Consider the following 20,608-nt stretch of genomic DNA (forward strand, 5'->3'; position numbering starts at 1 on the left):
GCCCGGCTCGACGTCCTGCCGGGTGCAGTACGCGGCCGACTCGTGGAACAACGGACTGGTCGCCACCATCACCGTCACCAACACCGGTCAGGCCGAAGAACTCGATGGCAACGCGGGCCATGCCGGTCGACGGAAGGCTGTGCCCGGCGCCCTGGATGCTGTACGCCTCCACCCGCACGGTGCCGGACGTGTCGGCGTAGCGGCGTCGGTTCCAGTTGGTCTGCGGGGCGTCCGTGGACGTGGGGGTCTGACTGAGGCCGGCGACATTCGTCCACTGCTCGATCCCCTCCTGCAAGAGCTGGAACGGGATGAGGTTGTCGTTGGTGCCGTGCCACAGTTGCACCCGGGGACGGGTTCCGCTGTAGCCGGGGTATGCCTGCCGGACGGCATCGCCCCACTGCTGCGGGGTCCGGTCCATCCGACCGTTGACGCACTGGCTGCTGGTGGGGGGAAAATCGGCGGCGTTGGCGAAGCAGTTGAACGGCACGCCCATGAACGCCGCGCCGGCCTTGTACACGTCCGGGTAGAGCGCCATCAGGGCCTGGGTCATCATTCCGCCCGACGAACTGCCGGTGGCGTACACCCGCTGCGGGTCACCGCCGTACTGGCGCTGCGCGTAACCGACCATCGACATGATCGAGACCGGGTCGCTGCCGCCGTCGCGCCGCTTGGCCGCGGCGGACCACACGTCGAAGCAGTTGCCGAAGCCGGCCTGCTGCGTCGCGGTGGGGTAGATGACCAGGAAGCCGTACTGGTCGGCGAGGCGGGCGAACTCGCTGCCCGAGTAGAAGCCGGTGCCGGATCCGCCGCAGCCGTGCATGGCCACCACGATCGCCGGGTTCGCCGGCCGGTTGTCCGGGGCGTAGATGTGCATCCGCATGTTGCCCGGGTTGCTGCCGAAGTTCGTCACCTCTACCAGGGACGCGGCGGAGGCCGGCGGCGGGGCCAGAACGACGCCCGCCACGGCGACGAGGAGTGCGACGGCCAGAGATCCCAGCGCCGCTACGGTTCGGTTCACGTCCACCTCCGTGGAGTACGAATCGACACCGGACCGGGCCACGGCGATCGCAGGTGTCTGTCGACCGAGGAGAAGGACCGGCATCGCGAGACGGGAGGTGCTGCCCTACGGAACTCGGTGTCCGTCCACCTCGCCCTGCCAACGGTGCATTTCATGCCAATCCGCGGCTCGCGTGCAGCCAAAGTATGGGCTCGGGTCGACCGGCACGGCAAGATGCTTGTAGATATCGATAATTTCGGAACACCATGATCGCGCTTTTCCACGATCGGATCGACCCGGCCGGTGGCACACCGATCCGCGGCGCGACGTCGTCCGGCTGGAGCGACGTGATCCCGTCGAGTGCCGAGCGTGGGTTGACCGCCTTGCAGCCACGAGCCGAGTGACCAGGCGGCCCCTTCTGCGCCTGCAATGCAGAAGGGGCCCCGGCCGCGCTACGGGTACTGCTTGAGATAGACGGGCGCACCTACCCGGTCCATGCCGGCCGCTTCACCGACGCCGTTGACGACGTGGTCGATGGTGCCGGCGCTGAGGTTCACCGTCATGATGTGGCGCAGCCGGATACCCGGCCGCACCGGCACCTCGAAGCCGTTCTCGGTCCGGATCGACGGGTTGTTCTGGTTGAACACGTAGACGCCGCCGCCGTAGAGGGTGTGGTGCCGCACCCGGTCGCCGACCTTGTAGCCGGCCCAACCGTTGACCTTGCCGTTGCGCCAGTCGGCCTGCGTCGGCGGGTCGTACGGCAGCTCGTTCTGGTAGAGGATCGTGGTGCCGTGCTCGCCGTTCCAGACCGTGTTGTACCGCTGGAAGTGCTCGACGAACAGGCCGGTGGCGGTCACGTGGTCGCCGTTGATGACCGCACCGTAGCGGCCGGTGTTGGTACGCCACCGGTCGGTGTCGCCGTTGACACCCTCGGTGAAGCCCTCGACGCCGTGGTCACCGCGCCACACCCAGGTGTGGTCGATCAGGACGTGGTCGCTGTTGACCTCCAGCGCGGTGTCCGTCTTGCCGATGTGCGGCCCGCCGACGCGGAAGTACACGTCGGACAGCGTGATCGGGTTGTTCGGCGTGCTGTGGTTGCGGCCGTGCTTCTGGCCGACCCGCAGCAGCACCGGCGACTCCTTGCGGCCGGCGTCGATGGTGACCCCGGCGACCACCACGCCGGGTACGCCGGCGACGTCGAGCGGCACCGCGCCGTTCACGGCGGTGAGGGTGGCGTGCCCGATGCCGAGGACCACCGTGTCGGGGCGGCGCACCTCGATGCTGCGCGCCACGTCGTACACGCCGGGGGTGAGCAGTAGGTGCTTGCCGCGGGCGAGTTGGGAGTTGATGACCTGCACCGAGTCGGACGGCCGGGCGACGAAGAAGTCGCCGATCGGGATGGTCCGTCCCGGCGTCACGCCGGTGGCCCAGGTGATCCCTCGGGTGTCGCGGCGGGCGACGGGTACCCGCACCTGGTACTTGCCCTTGGCGTCGACGAAGAGGTACGGCTTCTCCCGGCTGACCGGGGTGGTGTCGAGCGTGGTGTACGGCGGGTCGGGGAACCCGGCGTCGTCGGGGGCGCCGACCACGCCGGAGAAGACCTGGTTCCACACGCCGTTGGACCAGCTTCCGATCTCGCTGTCGCGGGTCAGCCACTGCTGTTGCGAGCCGTTGATGGTGTCGGGCAGCCGGGAGTCGGCGATGAAGCCGCCGCTGGCGTACTGCGGCCCGTTGGTGCAGTAGTCCATCAGCGACAGGCCGCCGCCGCTGATGTCGAGCCGGCGCATCGACACCGCCTGGGACACCGCCCAGAAGTTGGCCGAGGCGCGGCATCCGTCCTGGCCGGCGGCGTTGACGCGGAGCGACAGGTTGGACAGGGTGCGCCAGAAGTTGACCAGCGCGATGCAGTTGCCGGTGCCACCTTCGGTCAGGCAGCGGTTGTACGCCTCGATCTTGCCATTGATGACGACGTCGGTGGGGGAGGCGCCCAGTCCGGAGATCTCGGTGTAGTAGCCGACCTTGATCTGCAAGGGCTGGTCGGTGGTGCCGTAGCTACCCGGTCGGAACAGGTAGGCGTGCCGGGTGGTGCCCATCTCGTTGTCGACCTGCGCGGCGTGGGCCGCGTCCAGGGTCGCCTGGATCTGGCTGACCGGCATGCTCGGGTCGAAGATCGTGACGTTGGGCCCGAAGACGGGCGTGGTGGGGCGTGGCGGGCCGGCCGAGACCGGGGTGTTCGTGGCCACCGCGGTGGTGGTCAGCACGAGGCCGAGGGCGAGTGCCCGGCCGAGTCGCCGGCGGGAGCGTGGTGGGGTCGGCATGCGTTCGTCCTTCCCGTCGGGCCCTGTGCTCTCCGGCCCGACGACGTGGTGGACCCCGGCGTGAGAGCGCTCTCTTGCCGTGGCGGACTTGTATCACGGTGTGAAGGAACTGGGTTGAGATGTTTCTACCCCGTAACGCCGCCGCGCGCCATGGTCCAGACCATCGATTTCTTGCCCGGCCTGGCTCCACAGGGGAGGCCGCCGTCGAGGACGGGGTTCCCCGGAGAGCTTTCGGATCGTGACGGTCGTCCCGGCCGGATCGGGCGATCCGGCCGGGACGGAGCGGGTCAGCTGTCGGCGGGTGCGGCCCGGCCGCCGCCGCGCCGCGCCACGATGCCCAGGACGACGTCGACGACGAGGAAACCGAGCAGGGTCACGCCGAACCACGGCAGGGCCCAGCCGACCGCCACGGTCAGCGGCACGCCGAGCAGCAACGCCCACAGCGGTAGTCCGCGTAGGCCGCCCCGGGCCGGTGGCGCACCGACCAGGGCACGCCGGTCGGCGCGGGTGGGGCGGCGTTGCCACCACATGCGGTAGCCCCAGACGATGACGCAGAGCAGGCCGATGGCGAGTGCGGCGAGCAGGATCTGGTTGACCACGCCGAAGAGCAGGCCCATGTGGGCCTGGACGCCGAGAGCGCTGACCTTGGCCAGGAAGGGCCAGTCGGCGAAGTCGCTGCGGGCGGTCACGATCCCGGCGTCCGGGTCGACGGCCACCCGGTCCCGCCCGACGGGCCAGAGATTGTCGGTCTGGGCGACGCTCCAGGCGGTCCCGGGCTCGCCCGGGCTGATCTCGATCGGTCCGGACAGGCCGGCGTCGCGGGCGACGGCGAGGACCCGGTCGAAGGTCGCCGGGTCGGCCGCCGCCGTCGGCGCACCTCCGTGCTGGTGTTCTCCACCGCCGTCGGCCGGGGTGCCGGTCAGGCTGGTCGACAGGCCGGGCCGGGTGGCGTCGACGGCGGCCAGCCCGGCGGCGAAGTTCTCCCCGGCGAACCGGGACCAGGTCAGCCCGGTCGCCGAGAGGACGAGCAGTCCCAGGGCGAGCCAGACCCCGGTGGTGGCGTGCCAGCCCCGGGTGCGTCGGACGCCCTTGGCGGCCGAGAGGTCCGGCACCAGCAGGTGCTTCACCCGACCACGGCCGTTGCGGCGGCGGCGCCACCACAGGATCACCCCGCCGAGCGCCAGGACCCACAGCCAGCTGGCGGCGATCTCGGAGTAGTGCCGGCCGAGTTCGCCCAGGTGCAGGTTACGGTGCAGGTCGTCCAGCCAGGTGGTGGCGGGCGTGGAGCCGAACCAGGTGGTCAGCTGCCCCGTCACCTCGCCGGTGTGCGGGTCGACGTAGACGGTGTGCTGCTTTTCGCCGAGTTCCGGCAGCGCGAACACCACCTGCGTGGTCCGGTCGTCGACGCCGGGGGACACGGCGGCGAGGTCGCCGTCCGGGTGGGCGGCGCGTGCCGCGGTGATCTGCTCGGTCAGCGGCCTCGGCTGGTCGCCGACGTCGGCGACGGTGAGCTGGTCGCCGTAGAGCGCCTGGTCCAGCTGCGGTGTGACGGTGTACGCCAGGCCGGTCAGCGCGGCCACCACCAGGAACGGAGCGACCAGGATGCCGGCGTAGAAGTGCAGGCGGACCAGCAGCGCCGCCAGCGGTGACGGACGCCGTTGCGGGCGGGTGGCGGGCGTGCCGTCGGCGGCCGGTTCCGGGCCGGGGGAGGACTCCGGTGTCGGCGCACCGGACAGTTCGGTCAGAGACATGCACTTTTCCGATCGGACTAGAGGTGTACGTGTGGAGCTGGCCCGTGCCCCCTCGGGTCAGTGCTGTCGCCGTCGCCCGGATGCCCGCAGCCTGAGCACCTAGTCGCATGCCGGACCCCGCCAGTTCCCGGAGCCCCGGCCCGCGTCGAATCGCCCGGCAATATTCAATCTATTCATGACGGGCGTCCAGAATTTCTTGACATCTGATGGCCGGTGGCTGACCATGGCCAACACGGCAGGGTGACCCCACTCACACCCGAAACGCACTACAGGTCCGAGGCATCCGCCGGTATTGACGCACCCCACCACCTCCGCCCAGGAAGGGCCTCGTCAATGAAGAAGGTCATGACTCTCGGGCTGGTCGCCGCGGTGGCGATCGCCCTCACTGGATGTACAGACTCAGATGCGACCCCGTCCGACCAGTCCGACGGCGAACTGCGACAGGTACGGGTCGCGGCGCTGCCCATCACCGAGACCGCCGCGTTGTGGGGCGGCATCAAGGCAGGCATCTTCGCCAAGCACGGACTCGGGGTCGAGGTGCTGCCCGCGCAGGGCGGCGCCCAGGCCATCCCCGCCCTGATCAACGGCGACATCGAGTTCGCCATCGGTCAGCCGTTCGGTCCGTTCCGGGCCGACCTGCAGGATCTCGGCGTCGTGGTGATCGGCAACTACGCCTCCTCCTACGCGGAGGGCGACGACATCAACGCCGTCGTCGCGTCGGCGAAGTCCGGCATCACCCGCCCCGCCGAGCTCGCCGGGCGCCGGGTGGCGGTGAACAGCCTGGGCGCGGCCGGCGATGTGACGATCATGGCGGCGGTGGAGAAGGACGGTGGTGACCCGTCCACGATCAAGTTCGTCGAGGTCGCCTTCCCCGACGCCCCGGCCCAGCTCGAGGCCGGCAACATCGACGCCGCCTGGGTGCCGGAGCCCTTCGTCACGCAACTGCGTGGCCGTGGCGACACCTTCGTCGTCGCGCCCTACCAGGCAGTGGTCCCCGGGCTGACGACCCTGACCGCGATCACCACCAAGCAGCGTACGGAGTCCGACAAGGAGCTGGTCGCCGCCTTCTCGTCGGCCATGAAGGAAACGCTCCAGTGGGCGCAGGACCCCGACAACGAGGCCGACGTCCGTCAGGCCATCAAGGAAAACCTGCAACTGCCCGAGGCGGTGGCGGATTCGGTGAAGCTTCCGGCCTTCGGCTGGGAACTCGACCGGGCGAGCCTGGAGACCCTCGCGACGCTCGCCGGCAAGTACGGCGTGCTCGACCGGCAGCCCAACTTCGACCGCCTCATCCAGCAGCAGTAGCCAGCGCGGTCCCGCCCTCCCCGGTGACCGGCCGGGGAGGGCGGGACCGCCGACCACGGGAGCGACATGCACGTATTATCCGTCCGACGCCCCCGCTCGCTGCGCAAGCCGCTGCTGGGCGCCGTCGGTCTGGTGGGATTCCTCGTCGTCTGGCAACTGGTTCCGACCCTGGGCCTGGTCAACTCGCAGTACCTGCCGTACGTCACGGACGTGCTCGTACGGCTCTCCGAGGAGTTCGGTGACCTAGCCTTCTGGCGCAGGCTCGGCTTCACCATGACCTCGTGGGCCATCGGCCTGTCCGTGGCGACGTTCGCGGCGGTCGTCCTCGGTACGGTCGTCGGTCTGGTGCCCTTCCTGCGCCGGGCGACCCACACGATGGTCGAGTTCCTGCGCCCCATCCCGTCGGTCGCCCTCATCCCCCTCGCGGTGCTGCTGTTCGGCATCCAGATGCAGGCCGCGCTCGTCATCATCATCTACGCGTCGTTCTGGCAGGTGTTCGTGCAGGTGATCTACGGCGTCGCCGACGTCGACGCGGTCGCCCGGGACACCGCCCGCAGCTTCGGCCTCACCCGTCGGGAACGCCTGGCGTATCTGGTGCTGCCGACCGCCCTGCCGTACCTCATGACGGGAGTCCGGCTCGCCGCGGCGGTCGCGCTCATCCTCGCCGTCACCTCGGAGATGGTGATCGGCAATCCCGGCCTCGGCCGGATGATCGAACTCTCCCGCTCCGCCGGCGACGCCGTCGGTCTGTACGCCCTCGTCGTGGTCACCGGGCTGCTCGGGCTCCTGGTGAATCTCGTCTTCCGGTTCGTCGAGCGGCGCTCGCTGTCGTGGCACCAGTCCGTACGAGGGGAGGAGGTCCGTTGACCGCGCAGACCGGCCGGATCGCGGTGCGGCCACGCGGGCGGGGTGTCGGGCGCCGGGTGGCCGAAGGCTTCCTCTACCCGCTCGGACTGCCCTTCCTGCTCCTGGTGGTCTGGGGCATGGCGTCGACCGCGTCGGAGAACCGGTTCTTCCCCGGACCGCTCACGATCTTCGAAGCCTTCGGGGACACCTGGGTCGGTCCGGCGTTCGTCGACGACGTGCTGCCGAGCCTGTACCGGCTCGCCCTCGGCATCACCGCCTCGATCGTGATCGGCATCGCCGCCGGCACGCTCATCGGGCTGTTCCAGTGGCTGCGGGAACTGCTCGAACCGCTGCTGGAGTTCTTCCGGGCCATTCCGCCACCCGTGCTGATCCCGGTCGTGATGCTGCTGCTCGGCATCACCGACACGATGAAGGTGGTCGTCATCGTCTCCGGCGCGGTCTGGCCGATCCTGTTGAACACGATCGACGGTGTCCGGGCCACCGACAGCGTCATGTCCGAGACCGCTGACTCGTTCCGGATCACCTGGTGGGAGCGGCTCTGGTTCCTTGTGCTCCCGGCGGCGAGCCCACGCATCATGGCCGGCGTCCGGCAGGGCCTGTCGGTCGCGCTCATCCTGATGGTCATCTCGGAGATGTTCGCCTCGTCCGCCGGACTGGGTTATCGGATCGCGTACTTCCAGCGGAACTACCTCATCGCCGAAATGTGGAGCGGCATCCTTCTGCTCGGCCTTGTCGGCGTCCTGCTCGCCGCGACGTTCGGTGTCGTCGAACGGCGCGTGCTGCGTTGGTACCACGGAATCAGGGAGGTCAATCGTGCCTGACCGGAGCATGCTGCTGCGGGTGGAGCACCTGCGCAAGGTCTACGGGTCCGCGACCGGTGACGTCGAGGCGATCGGCGATGTCAGCTTCACGATGGATGCCGGTGAGCTCGTCTGCATCGTGGGGCCGTCGGGTTGCGGCAAGACGACGCTGCTGAAGTGTCTCGCCGGCCTGCTGCGGCCCACCAGTGGCATCGTCGAGATGGACGGGGTGCCGGTGACCGGCCCGAGCCCCGCGATGGCCGTCGTCTTCCAGGAGTACGGCCGCAGCCTCTACCCGTGGTTGACGGTCCGGGGGAATGTCGAGCTGCCGTTGCGCCACAAGCGGCTCTCCCGGGAGGCGCGGGAGAAGCTCGTCACCGACGCCCTCGATGCGGTGGGGCTGGGGCACGCGGCGCGCAGCCACCCGTGGCAGCTGTCGGGTGGGATGCAGCAGCGCGTGGCGATCGCGCGGGCCGTCGCGTACCAGCCCGAGGTGCTGATCATGGACGAGCCGTTCGCCGCGGTCGACGCCCAGACCCGCGCCGACCTGGAGGACCTCGTACGGGAGCTGCACACGGCGCGCGGGATATCGATCGTCTTCGTTACCCATGACATCGACGAGTCGGTCTATCTGGGCGAACGCGTTCTAGTATTGTCCAAGTCGCCGACCTGGGTGCAGGAGGATCTGGCGATCGACCTCCCGCCGGAGCGCGACCAGATCACCACTCGGGCGCTACTCCGCTTCACGGAACTGCGCACCCACGTGTACGACCAGATCCAGCGTGCCAAGCGCGGGGAAACGGCTGCCGCCCGGTGAACGTAGCGCCGACGGATTCGCTTGAAGGGGAGGGCTGTGCGTAGTCGTCAGCCGAAGCAACTGCTGCTCGCGTTCTTCGGCGAGCATGTCGTCGACGACGATCCGGGCCCGATTCGCGCCAGTGTCCTGATCGGGGTGCTCGAAGGAGCCGGCATCGCCGCCCCGGCGACGCGGGCCACCCTCGACCGGCTCGTGCAGACCGGCATTCTCGCGCGAAGCAAAAGCGGGCGGGAGATTCTCTTCTCGCTGACCGAGCATGGGGTGGCGGTGCTGCGTGAGGCGACGGCCCGGGTCCGCGGCCCGCGCCCCTTCGATCCGCAGGGCACGGGATGGACGCTTGTCACGTTCACGATTCCGGAGGGCCAGCGAACCCTTCGGCACCGGTTGCGCTCGACCCTCACCTGGGAGGGCTTCGCGCCGCTGCGTGACGGGCTGTGGCTCGCGCCCGGTGAGGTCGACCTCGCCGGGTCGCTGGAGCCGTTGTGCCAGGATCTTCCCCCCAACACGGTCATCGCCTTCCACGCGCGCGAACTCGCGGGGTTCCCGATCGCCGAGAGCGTCCGAGCGGCGTGGGACATCGAGGCGATCCGGCGCGAGCACCTCGCGTTCATCGAGGTGTGGGGCGATCCGGACGCGGCGGCGCAGGCACCGAGCGCGCTGACCGTGCGGACGATGCTCGTGGCGGACTGGCTCGCGTTGCTGCGTACCGACCCGAGACTGCCGCGCGAGTTCATGGACGAGCAGTGGCCCGCCGCGCGATCGACGCAGGTCTACCGGCGGATGCACGAGAGGCTGGCCGAGGCGTCCGCCGAGGAGTTCGCCGCGCTGGTCACCACCCGTGCCGTGGCTAGCCGCCGAACCGGGTCCGCAGGTCGGCCTTCCGTACCTTCCCCGACGCGGTCCGCGGCAGCTCGCTCACGATGACCACGTTCTTGGGCAGCTTGTAGCGGGCGACCTTGCCGTCGAGGAAGTCCCGCACCGTGTCGGTGTCGACGGCGGCGCCCTCCCGTACCGTCACGATCGCCCAGGGCACCTCCCCCCACCGCGCGTCGGGTACGCCGATGACCGCGACTCCGGTCACCCCGTCGATCTCGGAGAGCAGGAGTTCGAGTTCCGGCGGGTAGATGTTCTCGCCGCCCGAGATGATCATGTCTTTGAGTCGGCCCGCGATGTGGAGGTAACCGTCGGTGTCCAGATAGCCGAGGTCGCCGGAGCGGAACCAGCCGTCCGCCGTGAATGCCTCGGCCGTCTCCTCGGGTAGCTGATGGTAGCCGAGGAAGACGTTAGGGCCGGCGATCTCGATCTCGCCGGTGGTGCCGGGGGGAGCCGGCGCGCCGTTCTCGTCGGCGATCCGTACGTCGGTGAAGAAGTGGGGCAGACCCACGCTGCCCTGCTTCGCGCGGGTCATCGCCGGCGGCAGCGAGGTGGCCCCCGGCGAAGCCTCGGTCATGCCGTAGCCCTGCGAGAACGACAAGCCTCGTTCCTCGTACGCGTTGAGGATCCGGGTGGGTACGGCCGATCCGCCGCAGGTGAGCTTGCCCAGCGTCGACAGGTCGGTCGAGGCCCAGTTCGGGTGGTCGGCCATCAGCTGGTAGGTGGTCGGTACCCCGCTGAGCATCGTCACGCCGTGCCGCTCGATCTGGGCGAGCGCGCGCCCCGGCTCGAATCCCTTCTCCAGGACGAGTGTGGCGCCTTTGAGGATCACCGGCAGCGCCCCCATGCCGAGGGAGGCGACGTGGAACAGGGGCGAGATCATCAGCGCGACGTCGGTCGAGACGACGTCGTAGTCGACGACGCAGTTGAGTGCGACCCAGGTCAGGTTGCCGTGGGTCAGCACCGCGCCCTTGGCCCGGCCGGTCGTACCCGAGGTGTAGATGATCGCCGCGGGATCATCCATGGTCACCTTCGTGGGTTCGACGTCAGCGGCGGTCGTGCCGAGCAGCTGGGTGAGCCCCGGGCGGTCCGCGGTGCCCTCGCCGGTGACGAGTACGTGCCGGATCTGCGCGTCGGTCACGACGGCGGCCACGCGTGGCGCGAAGTCGGGGTCGTGGATCAGCAGCCGCGCACCGCAGTCGACGAGGACGTGAGCGATCTCGGGCGGCGCGAGCCGCGTGTTGACCGGGACGAAGACGGCGCCCAGCCGGGCGGCGCCGAACATCACCTGGAGGAACTCGGGACTGTTCTCGCCCAGGTAGGCGACGGCGTCGCCCTTGCCGACGCCGCGCCGCCGCAACAGCGCGGCGACCTGGTCCGCACCGTCGGCGAACCGCCGGTACGTCATGGTCGACTGGTCGCCGTGGACGAGGGCGATCCGGTCGGGCGACTTGAGTCGGCGCTTGGCCAGCCAGGCGCCGATCCCGTGCTGGTGCATCAGCAATCTCCTGGTGGTGGAGGTGGTGGTGCTCGGTACACCGCGCCCGGTGGCGGTCAGGCGTAGAAGCGGTACAGGCCCCGTGCGACGACTGCGGGCTTCGTCCCGCCCTCGATCTCGATCGTCTGGTCGACGGTGAGCTGGTAGCCGCCGCGGACCTCGGCGACCTCGGCGACGGTGGCCCGCATCCGCACTCGCGATCCCACGGCGACGGGAGCCGGGAAGCGTACCTTGTCGAGGCCGTAGTTCACCTTCGTGGAGACGCCCTTCACGTCGAGCAGTTCGGTCCAGAAGGGAACGGCGAGGGAGAGGGTGAGGAAGCCGTGGGCGATCGGCGCGCCGAACGGTCCCTCCTTCGCCCGCACCGGGTCGACGTGGATCCACTGGTGGTCGTCCGTGGCGTCCGCGAACAGGTTCACCTGGTCCTGGGTGACCGTCCGGTACGGGGTGTGACCGAGGTCGGTGCCGCCGAGATCGGCGAGTTGGTCGTAGGCGATGGTCGTCGTCATGAGTTTCCTCTCGTCCTCGTCACCCGGCCAGGCGCAGCAGCCGGGCGGCGTTGTCCTTCAAGATGCCCGGGAGCACGTCGGGCTTCAGATCGGTGCTCGCCACGTCCCGCAGCCACCGGTCGGGGGTGAGTAGCGGGTAGTCGGTGCCGAAGAGCACCCGGCGCTTCAGGATCGAGTTGGCGTAGCGCACCAGCTCGGCCGGGAAATACTTCGGACTCCAGCCGGACAGGTCGATCCAGGTGTTGGGCTTGTGCGTCGCCACCGACAGCGCCTCGTCCTGCCAGGGCACCGACGGGTGGGCCATGATGATCTGAAGGTTCGGGAAGTCGGCGGCGACGGGGTCGAGTAGCATCGGGTTGGACAGCCCGAGCCGGAACCCGTAGCCCCCGGGCAGTCCCGCGCCGATGCCGGTCTGTCCGGTGTGGAACAGCGCCGGCACGCCCGCCTTCTCGATGAGGCCCCACAGCGGTGCGTACTCCTCGTGGCTCGGGTCGAAGCCCTGCACGGTGGGGTGGAACTTGAGGCCGCGTACGCCCTCGTCCTCGATGAGCCGGGTGGCGAGTTCGAGTGCCGCCTCACCGGTGCGCGGGTCGACCGAGCCGAAGGGGATGAGCACGTCGGCGTGCTCGGCCGCGGCGCGGGCGATGTCGGTGCTGGACAACGGCGGGTGCGCCAGCTGCGTACGCGCGTCCACGCTGAAGACCACGGCGGCCATCCGCCGTTCGCGGTAGTACTGCGCCACCGCGTCGACGGCCGGACGCGGGCCGTCGGCCCGGAAGTACTTCGACACCGCGGCCACGAGTGGCTCGGGCAGCGAGGCGTGGCCGTGGTCGTCGACCTCGATGTGCACGTGCATGTCGATCGCGGTGACGGCGGCAAGGTCGATCGCCGGTTGGTACATGCTCAGAAACCTTCGGTCAGGCGGGTCAGGGGGCGGCCGGCCGGAACTCGTCGGGGAGTTCCGGGAAATGCTCGCCGACGCTCTGCAGCGCACCCGCGAACTCCTTCGGCCACGCCGCGACCAGCGCGTCGTAGGACCAGCCGCCTTCCTGGTAGGCGGTCAGGGCCGCGTCCGGGTGGGTCCAGATCTGGATGCGGTCGCCGCCCACCCCGATCACCTGGCCGGTCACGGCCTCGGCGGAGTCGGAGCCGAGGAAGGCGATTAGCCCGGCCACGTCGTCCGCGGTGCCGAACCCGAGATCGTGCCGGAAGAAGGCGGGCACCGATTCACCCTGTTCCTCCGCCTGCACCGCCGCGGCGAAGTAGGGGACGGTGGCGGTCATCGCGGTCACCGCGACGGGGACGACGGCGTTGACGGTGATGCCGGCCCGCTTGAGCTCCAGCGCCCAGGTCCGCACCATGCCGACGATGCCCGCCTTGGCGGCGGCGTAGTTGGTCTGGCCGAAGTTGCCGCGCTGGCCGGTGGGGGAGCCGATGCAGATGATCCGCCCGCCCTCGCCGGCCTGCCGCATGTGCCGGACTGCCTCCCGTACGGTGGTGAAGGTGCCGCGCAGGTGCACGTTGACGACGGTGTCGAAGTCGTCGTCGCTCATCTTCCAGAGCACGGTGTCGCGCAGGACGCCGGCGTTGGTGACCAGGATGTCGAGTCGCCCGAAGCTCTCGACCGCCGTGGCGACGAGTGCCTGCGCCGTCTCGGTGGGACCGACGGGTGCGACCACCGCGACGGCGCGCCCGCCGAGTGCCTGGATCGCCGCGACGGCGTCGGCAGCGGCCCGTTCGTCGACGTCGTTCACCACGACGGCGGCGCCCTGTCGGGCCAGCTGCCGAGCGTAGGCGAGACCGAGGCCGCGTCCGGATCCGGTGACGATTGCGACTTTGCCGTCCAGGGACATGGAAACTCCTTCGCGTCGAAGTCGATCGCAACACGGACCGTTGAAAATGTCAACTATTCATGAAACTTGCTACCATCTTCGGCATGCCCCGTCCCGAGAAACTCCGATCGGCCGGAACCGACGGCCTGCGGGACAGCGTTCTCGGCCGGGACCTCAGCTTCCTGCTGGTCCGCGCCAACGCGCTCACCCTCGCGGCGGCGAACGCCGCCCTCGCCGAGCACGGGTTGAAGGCCCGGTCCTACTCCGTGCTCGCACTGGCCGCCGACGACGCCCGCCCCACCCAGCGGGAACTGGCCGAGTTCCTCCGCCTCGACCCGAGCCAGGTGGTCGCCCTCATCGACGACCTGGAGAAGCGTCGCCTGGTCGAGCGCCGGATTGACCCCGCCGACCGGCGCGCCAACGTCCTCATCGCGACCGACGAGGGCCGGGCCCTGTTCGCCCGCGCGCAGGACTCCGCGCGGGCCGTGGAACTCGGCCTGCTGGCCGCCGTGACCCCCGAGGAGCACGAGCGGCTGGCCCACCTGCTGCGGCTGCTGGCCTTCCCCGGCTGACGTCTCTCCGCCGGGTGGGCCGGACGAACGCGATGCCACCTCCAGCCGGTGCCGTGACCGGGCGGCGCCGTGGTGGCGTCGCCCGGTCACGGGCCCTGGTGGTGGGTGCGACGATCAGAAGCGGATCCAGGTGTCGGCCAGCGACACCTGGCCGACGCCCGGCTTGGACCAGTCACAGACGCCGCCGGGGAAGACCGCCTGGAGGCGCTGCCACTGCTCGTCGGTGAAGGTCACTCCGTACGCCGCGCGGTTCAGCGGCTGGAGCTGGCACTTGATCACGGCGGAGCTGGTCGGTCCGCCCGCGATCACGCGCGGGTTGCGGTGGTACGGGAAGAGCTGGTTGCACCGCGCGGCCGGATCCAGGGTCAGCTCCTCCACGATCCGGTTTCCGTTGGACTCGATGCAGCTGTCGGCCAAGCCGTCGGGCCGGGACAGTCGGGTGAGTTCGACGGCGTCCAGGTCCGAACGCGCGGCCGCCAACTCGGCCCGAGCGGTCAGCCAGGCGTCCATGTCCGCCAGTGCCTGCGTCTGGGACGCCGTGGCGACGGCCCCCGACGCGGTGGTGATGCTGATGTGATTGTCGGCGTTGCCATTGGCCGCGACGATGCGCTCCCGCATGTTCCAGGACCGGAAGCGGTCGTGGAAGTCGCCGGAGGGGTCGGTGTAGCCACGGGTCTCGATGATCGGCGTCCACCGCAGACCGCCGTCGAACTGGTTGATGCGGCCGGTCGCGTACGCCACCTCGATTGCGTCGACATTCGCCGAGGTGCGCTGCGGCGTGCGGTTGCCCTGGACGTCGAGGCCGCCGATGCCCTCGTTGAGCCGGACGAACTGCTCGGCGGTGATCACGCCCGCCTCGAGCGTTTGCAGGCCGTACTGCACGCCGACCGTGTCGGGGATGATCGGGCGGCCGAAGCCGGTGGCCGGGTCGACGCCGTACACGTTGGAGATGAAGTCCGCCATGGCGCAGCGGATGCCGGTCGGGTTGTTGACCGGGTGGTAGCGGCGGGCTGCGGGGACGTGGTTCGGGCAGGTGGCAGGCCAGTCGACGCTGTCGAAGTTCTGGTAGCCGCCGCAGGTGTTCGGGCTGGCGAAGCCGGTCACCGCGGTGCGCTGCGCGGTCGACAGCCCGGCGGCCGAGGCCGTCTGGGAGATGAACCGGCACTCGTGGCCGGTGACCGTCACCGACCGCTCGTCGGGGTAGCCGATCTGGCCGATGACGCCGTTGAGGATGCCGGGGTAGGCGTTGGAGATCAGCATCTGCTGCATGGTGCCGGCCGAGCCGCCCCAGCCCATGGTGAAGTCGGGAGCGCCGTACGTCTTGGAGAAGTGCTCCTTGACCATCATGGTGGTCTCGGCCGACGTGACGTCGTTGCAGTTGTTGGCGAAGACGTTGAAGGTCGAGCTGGCGACGGCGTAGCCGCCGCTGAGCAGGCTGTGGTTCATGATCCCGCCGGTGCTGGTGGCCTGGGTGTAGCCGATGCCGCAGGCGCCGCCGAAGGTGTAGACCAGGCGTTCGTTCCAGCCGGGGGTGGCCGTCCACGGGTCGGGGACCGGGGTGCCCGGCTCATGCAGCAGCGCGATCTCGTAGACCGCCCGGTTGATGGTGCCGCGCTCGATCCGCACGATGTACGGGACGGTCTTGCCGTCGGTGGTCGTGGTGGTGGCCAGGTTGCTCGGCAGTGGACCGTCGGGAAGGTTGGCGAAGCTGCCGGTGGTGGTGCGGTACTGGTACGTCACTCGCGGCGCCGCCACGTGGCAGTTCTCGTCGACCGGGCCCAGATTCCACGGGTTGCCCGACGCGGTGCAGAACAGCGGGATGTGCGGGCCGGAGAGGACCGGGCCCTCGGCGGGGTGGTTGACCAGTGTCAGGCTGGCACGGGGCCGGCCGTGGCCGAGCCCGTTGGCGCGGACCTCGAGGAGGTTGTCACCCAACGCCAAGCCGTCCACGAGACCGAGCAGGGTGCGCTTGTCGCCCACCGGTCGGAACCCGGCGGTGACGTCACGGCCGCCGACCTGGACCGTCACCTGGTGCGGGGGAACGTTGCGGGGTACGTCGACGCGCACGAGCGCGTCACCGCCGCTGATCATGTCTGCCCGGCCGGAGACGACGGTCACCTCGAACGTGCGGTCGATGCCCGCGCCGGGTGGGGGTGCGGCCAAGGCCGGCGCGGTGGAGCCGCCAAGCAGCGCCACCGCGACGAACCCGGCCAGCGCCACCTTCAAAGATCGTTGTCTGCTTTGCTCCTCAGATCGATGGATATGCACAACAGGACCCCTTTCAGCCGGGGACGGACGGCTGGACCTACTGGTCACAGGCGTGTGGGCAACATAATGCAAAATCTGGCCGAGCGTCAACGATTCTGCAATGCATCCATTGTCGACCCAGGTCAGGTCGATGTGGCTACCGTCGCGCGGGCCGCGCCTGTAACTGGAGGGAGTGCCGGGAGGCGACGCCCGCTACCGCGTCCTCAGGGCCACTCGGGCGTTTGGACGAGTTCCTCGAAGCGGAGTTGGGCCGGCCCGGCCAGCGCGTCGGAGGTGCTGAGGAACATCACCCGTGCCTCGGCGCGCGGAAAGGACGGCGGTAGGAACTTGGCCGGCAGGTCGGGATCGTCTCCCACCAGCGCGCGCCAGTCGTTGACCAGCTCGGTGCGCGCGACGAGCGCTGCCGCCGGGGACAGACCACCCTCCGCCGCCCGCCGCGCCACGTCGCGGTGACGTGCCAGGAAATCCTGGTAGCCCGCGGCGAGCTCGTCGATGCGCCAGGCGGCCTCGAGCCGTGCCCGGCCGCTGGGCAGCAGTTCCAGGTCGTGGGAGCGCAGCACCACCGCGTCGGTGATGCCGAGTTCACTGAGTTGCTCGCGCACCTCGTCGTACCGGTCGTGCGGAGTCACCCAGGTCGCGTCGTACAGCGGCCAGAACGTCAGCCAGCGCAGGCGGGCCCGCAGCAGTCGGCGTTGGTTCGCGTCGTCCAGCGGCAGCGTGAACGCGATGAGTGTCCAGAGGCCGTTCCAGGCGTTCTCGTCGGTCCTGGCGAAGATGCGCCGGGCTCCCCGGCGGAGGGTCTGCGATGCGGGATCGGTCAGCCGGTAGCTGGTCCGGCGGCCCTCCTTGGTCCGTTCGAGCATGCCCCGTTGCGTCAGCCGGGCGAGGGTGGCGCGTGCGTTGGCGGGTGCGATGTCGAACTCGGACAGCACCGCGACCAGCCCGCCGGAGGGCAGCGGTGCCCGGCCGGCGTGCCAGTAGTCACCGAGCAGGGTCACCAGCAGCCGTTGCGCCCGGGCGCGGCCGACGGCCGCCCGATCCGACCGCGACGTGGTCGCCGGTTGCCGCCCCCGATTCTCGTTCACGATGCTGACCCGTCGGCCAGGCGGGGCGAACCCGGGGTGCCGGCCGGTTGCGACAGATGACGGACAACGAACACCTGGATAAGTTACTGCGTCCACCGACGGCGCGGTTACCGCCCGTGCGGTCCGCTGAGGGCCCGGGATATCACCCGTCCCGCCGCCTGCACCAGTGGTGCCAGGGCCAGCGGATCCGCCCGGTCGTACGCCACCACCAGCGAGATCGCCGCCTGCACCCCGTCCGGCCCGCGGATCGGCGCGGCGACCGAGAGGGCGTCCATGGTGACCTGACGGTCGCTGATCGCGTAACCGACGCGACGCACCTCGGCGAGTTGGCGGCGCAACCGCTTCGGATCGGTGCTGGTCAGCTCGGTGTACCGGTCCAGCGGCCCGGCCAGCACCTGTTCCTGGACCTCGGCCGGGGCATGGGCGAGCAGCACGAGACCGACGCCGGTGGCGTGCAGGGCGAAACGGCCACCGACCCGGGTGAGCACCGGCACCGCGTGCCGTCCGGCGATCCGCTCGATGAAGACGAGTTCGAGGCCCTGCCGGACGGCGAGCTGGACGTTCTCGTGGGTCACCTCGTACAGGTCCTCCATCACCGGCAGGGCCAGCTCGCGCAGCCCCAGCCCGCGCGGCGCCAGCGAGCCCACCTCCCACAGCCGCAGTCCGACCCGGTAACGCGCGTCGTCACCCCGCTCCAGCGCACCCCAGGCGACGAGCTCCGCGACCCGCCGGTGAGCGGTGGGCAGCGGCAGCCCGGCCCGGCGGGCAAGCTCGCTCAGGGTCAGCGCCGGCTCGGTGGGACCGAACGCGTCGAGCAGCGCCAGCACCTTGCTGGTGACCGAGCGTCCGGATCGCGCCTGCATCCCGCCATCATCCCCGCCGGCCAGTCACAGCTCCAGCACGAGCCGGGGCGTACGGGACCGGGAGACGCAGATCAGCATCGTGTCGCCCGCGGCCCGGTCCGCCTCGGTGAGCAGGCTGTCGCGGTGCTCCGGGACGCCGTCGAGCACGGCGGTCTCGCAGGTGCCGCAGGTGCCCTCGCGGCAGGAGGAGAGCACCTGGACGCCGGCCCCCTCCACCGCTGCCAGGATCGAGGTGCCCGGCGGCACGGTCACCGTCCGGCCGGAGAGCACGAGCTCGACCTCGACGGTGCCCTCGACGCCACCGACCTCGGCCGATGGGGTGAACCGCTCGACGTGCAGACTGCCGGCCGGCCACGCCTGGCAGCCCTGCTGCACCGCGTCGATCAGTGCCGCCGGCCCGCAGCAGTAGACCAGGCCGCCGCTCGGTCGGTCCAACAGGCCGGCCAGGTCGAGCAGCCCTGTCTCGTCCTGCGAGTGCAGGCTCACCCGGTCGCCGTACTTCTCCCGCAGCGCGTCGGCGAACGCCATGCTGGCGCGGCTGCGTCCGCCGTACACCAGCCGCCAGTCGGCCCCGGCGGCGTCGGCGGCGGCGACCATCGGCCGGATCGGGGTGATGCCGATCCCGCCCGCGATGAAGAGGTACCGCTGCGCCGTGACCAGCGGAAAGTTGTTCCGGGGCCCGCGCACCCGAACACCCGCGCCGGGTACGAGGTGCTCGTGCACGTGGCGGGAGCCACCCCGCCCGTCGGGCTCGAGCTGCACCGCGAGCTCCAGCGCGGTGCGCTCCGCCGGGTCACCGCAGAGCGAGTACGGGCGTACCAGCCCGGCAGCCAGCTCCAGGTCGACATGCGCGCCCGGGGACCAGTCGGGCAGGTCGCCGCCGCCGGGGCGGCAAAGGGTCAGCACGACGACGCCCGTCGCCACCGGCTCCCGGCGGGCGACGACCAACTCCAGACCGGTCAGCTCACCTACGGTCATGCCGGCACCGCCGGCCGGGCCGGCGACCGTGGCGCCGGCGCGACCGTCTCTGCCGACTGGTGGCCGCGCGGATGGCCGAGCAGCCACTCCCACAGCTCCACCGGTTCCTCGGCGATCCGTTCTGCCCCGCAGTGGCAGGTGCCGCGGAGCGTGTCGGTGCCCGGCAACCAGTGGATCCGGTACACCCGGTCGCCGGTCAGCGTGCCGGCCCGCGCGGTCAAAGCGGTGCCCCCACCGTCCCCGAGCCGACCATCCGGGCCAGCAGGCGTCGGGCGGCGAGCCCGCCGGTGTCGATGTTGATGCTGAGTTCCTGGTACCGCTCCGGCTCGGCGGCGATCACCTGCTCCAGGATGTTCAACGCCTGGACGTCCTGCATGACCACCGTGTGGTTGCTCTGGTGCAGGTACTCGCTGACCGACTCGTCGTCGATGGCGAAGTCCCGCGCGACCGCCCAGAAGTCGTAGGTGGTGTGCTCGGTCGACGGGGTGATGGCGTACACGATCTCGGCGTGGAAGGCGTCGCTGTCCGCACCCTCGGCCGGCGGGTAGACCCCCTGCGGGGCGATCCGGCTGTGCAGCAGGTACAGGCAGGGCGGGCGGTACTCGATGTCCTGCCATCGGGTGATCCGGCCCTGGATGCCGGTCGAGCGGGCGTAGAAGGGCGGGCACTCCGCGTCGTCCATGTGCCGGCTGACGTAGACGATGCCGCGCTCCTCGTCCACCTCCGTGGTGATCGGCGTGTTCGCCACCTCGGGTGTGCCGATGTAGCCGCCGTGCAGGTACGTCTCGTGGGACAGATCCATGAGGTTGTCCACCAGCAGGCCGTACCGCGCGTTCAGCGGCGCCATCCCGCGGACCACGGTGTAGCGCGGGTCGTCCAGCCACGGCGCACGGGGGACGGCCGCCGGGTCGGCCCGGTCCCGGTCGCCGATCCACACCCACACCAACGTGTCCAGCTCCACCACCGGATACGCCGCGACCCGTGCGGTACGCGGAATGCGCTGCTGGCCCGGTACGAAGACGCAGGCGCCGGTCGGGTCGTAGGTGAAGCCGTGGTAGCCGCACACGATGTTGTCGCCGTCGAGGCGGCTCTCCGACAGCGGGTAGCGCCGGTGCACACAGCGGTCGGCGAGCGCCAGCGCCTCCCCGGCCTCGCTGCGGTACAGCACCAACGGTTCACCGAGCACCGTGCGGGCGAGCAGGTCCCGCCCGACCTCGCTGCTGTAGGCGGCCACGTACCACTGGTCACGGGCGAACGGCATCCGATCGAACCTCC

At 70.3% G+C, this 20,608-nt stretch carries 19 protein-coding genes; 6 read left to right on the forward strand and 13 right to left on the reverse strand.

Annotated elements, in window-relative coordinates; all coding sequences use genetic code 11:
• From C1I95_RS06915 to C1I95_RS06925, 3 genes are all read right to left on the reverse strand, one after another.
• A partial coding sequence (locus tag C1I95_RS06915; protein WP_233513403.1) for an extracellular catalytic domain type 1 short-chain-length polyhydroxyalkanoate depolymerase occupies positions 1-1,018 on the reverse strand: 1,018 nt, incomplete at its 3' end.
• Between the two features lie 431 nt (positions 1,019-1,449).
• On the reverse strand, positions 1,450-3,315 hold the full coding sequence (locus C1I95_RS06920) for a pectate lyase-like domain-containing protein (RefSeq protein WP_111212936.1): 1,866 nt from the start codon (positions 3,313-3,315) through the stop codon (positions 1,450-1,452).
• 287 nt (positions 3,316-3,602) lie between these two features.
• Positions 3,603-5,066, reverse strand: a complete 1,464-nt coding sequence (locus tag C1I95_RS06925) for a PepSY-associated TM helix domain-containing protein (RefSeq protein WP_111212937.1) — start codon at positions 5,064-5,066, stop codon at positions 3,603-3,605.
• Positions 5,067-5,411: 345 nt separating this feature from the next.
• Between C1I95_RS06925 and C1I95_RS06930 the strand changes: the two genes are divergently transcribed.
• From C1I95_RS06930 to C1I95_RS06950, 5 genes are all read left to right on the forward strand, one after another.
• A complete protein-coding gene (locus tag C1I95_RS06930) occupies positions 5,412-6,371 on the forward strand; it encodes an ABC transporter substrate-binding protein (RefSeq protein WP_233513404.1) in 960 nt (319 codons plus the stop codon).
• 66 nt (positions 6,372-6,437) lie between these two features.
• Positions 6,438-7,238, forward strand: coding sequence for an ABC transporter permease (locus C1I95_RS06935; RefSeq protein WP_111212939.1), 801 nt, complete (start codon positions 6,438-6,440; stop codon positions 7,236-7,238).
• A complete protein-coding gene (locus tag C1I95_RS06940; RefSeq protein WP_199523631.1) occupies positions 7,235-8,059 on the forward strand; it encodes an ABC transporter permease in 825 nt (274 codons plus the stop codon). The genes C1I95_RS06935 and C1I95_RS06940 overlap by 4 nt, the downstream gene beginning before the upstream one ends.
• Positions 8,052-8,855 carry an ABC transporter ATP-binding protein gene (locus C1I95_RS06945; RefSeq protein ID WP_111212940.1) on the forward strand — a complete coding sequence of 268 codons (804 nt, stop codon included), beginning with the start codon at positions 8,052-8,054 and terminating at the stop codon, positions 8,853-8,855. Before C1I95_RS06940 ends, C1I95_RS06945 begins: the two co-directional genes overlap by 8 nt.
• 36 nt (positions 8,856-8,891) lie before the next feature.
• Positions 8,892-9,779, forward strand: a complete 888-nt coding sequence (locus C1I95_RS06950) for a PaaX family transcriptional regulator (protein WP_111212941.1) — start codon at positions 8,892-8,894, stop codon at positions 9,777-9,779.
• Here C1I95_RS06950 and C1I95_RS06955 read toward each other — a convergent pair.
• From C1I95_RS06955 to C1I95_RS06970, 4 genes are read right to left on the reverse strand one after another with little or no spacing between them, the layout of a single operon-like run.
• Positions 9,703-11,226, reverse strand: coding sequence for an acyl-CoA synthetase (locus tag C1I95_RS06955; protein ID WP_111212942.1), 1,524 nt, complete (start codon positions 11,224-11,226; stop codon positions 9,703-9,705). The genes C1I95_RS06950 and C1I95_RS06955 overlap by 77 nt on opposite strands.
• 56 nt (positions 11,227-11,282) lie before the next feature.
• Positions 11,283-11,735, reverse strand: coding sequence for a MaoC family dehydratase (locus C1I95_RS06960; RefSeq protein WP_111212943.1), 453 nt, complete (start codon positions 11,733-11,735; stop codon positions 11,283-11,285).
• Between the two features lie 19 nt (positions 11,736-11,754).
• Positions 11,755-12,636, reverse strand: coding sequence for an amidohydrolase family protein (locus C1I95_RS06965; protein ID WP_199523633.1), 882 nt, complete (start codon positions 12,634-12,636; stop codon positions 11,755-11,757).
• A 25-nt stretch (positions 12,637-12,661) separates the two neighbouring features.
• Positions 12,662-13,588, reverse strand: a complete 927-nt coding sequence (locus tag C1I95_RS06970; RefSeq protein ID WP_111212944.1) for an SDR family oxidoreductase — start codon at positions 13,586-13,588, stop codon at positions 12,662-12,664.
• A gap of 83 nt (positions 13,589-13,671) precedes the next feature.
• Between C1I95_RS06970 and C1I95_RS06975 the strand changes: the two genes are divergently transcribed.
• Positions 13,672-14,139, forward strand: a complete 468-nt coding sequence (locus C1I95_RS06975) for a MarR family winged helix-turn-helix transcriptional regulator (protein WP_111212968.1) — start codon at positions 13,672-13,674, stop codon at positions 14,137-14,139.
• Positions 14,140-14,253: 114 nt separating this feature from the next.
• Here C1I95_RS06975 and C1I95_RS06980 read toward each other — a convergent pair whose 3' ends face one another.
• The 6 genes from C1I95_RS06980 to C1I95_RS07005 all read right to left on the reverse strand — a co-directional run bounded on the left by C1I95_RS06980 (position 14,254) and on the right by C1I95_RS07005 (position 20,594).
• Positions 14,254-16,359 carry a DUF6351 family protein gene (locus C1I95_RS06980; protein WP_111212945.1) on the reverse strand — a complete coding sequence of 702 codons (2,106 nt, stop codon included), beginning with the start codon at positions 16,357-16,359 and terminating at the stop codon, positions 14,254-14,256.
• 251 nt (positions 16,360-16,610) lie between these two features.
• Positions 16,611-17,492, reverse strand: a complete 882-nt coding sequence (locus tag C1I95_RS06985) for a PaaX family transcriptional regulator (RefSeq protein WP_158566313.1) — start codon at positions 17,490-17,492, stop codon at positions 16,611-16,613.
• 107 nt (positions 17,493-17,599) lie between these two features.
• Entirely contained in the window at positions 17,600-18,355 is a 756-nt protein-coding gene (locus C1I95_RS06990) for an IclR family transcriptional regulator (RefSeq protein ID WP_111212946.1), read from the reverse strand.
• 24 nt (positions 18,356-18,379) lie between these two features.
• Positions 18,380-19,333 carry a PDR/VanB family oxidoreductase gene (locus C1I95_RS06995; RefSeq protein ID WP_111212947.1) on the reverse strand — a complete coding sequence of 318 codons (954 nt, stop codon included), beginning with the start codon at positions 19,331-19,333 and terminating at the stop codon, positions 18,380-18,382.
• The gene (locus C1I95_RS07000) at positions 19,330-19,554 is read right to left on the reverse strand and encodes a hypothetical protein (RefSeq protein ID WP_111212948.1); all 225 of its coding nucleotides are present in this window, start codon (positions 19,552-19,554) and stop codon (positions 19,330-19,332) included. Before C1I95_RS07000 ends, C1I95_RS06995 begins: the two co-directional genes overlap by 4 nt.
• Entirely contained in the window at positions 19,551-20,594 is a 1,044-nt protein-coding gene (locus tag C1I95_RS07005) for an aromatic ring-hydroxylating dioxygenase subunit alpha (RefSeq protein WP_111212949.1), read from the reverse strand. Before C1I95_RS07005 ends, C1I95_RS07000 begins: the two co-directional genes overlap by 4 nt.
• Positions 20,595-20,608: the final 14 nt, after the last annotated feature.

This window comes from Micromonospora craterilacus (assembly GCF_003236315.1).
In the GTDB taxonomy this organism is placed as follows: Bacteria; Actinomycetota; Actinomycetes; order Mycobacteriales; family Micromonosporaceae; genus Micromonospora; species Micromonospora craterilacus.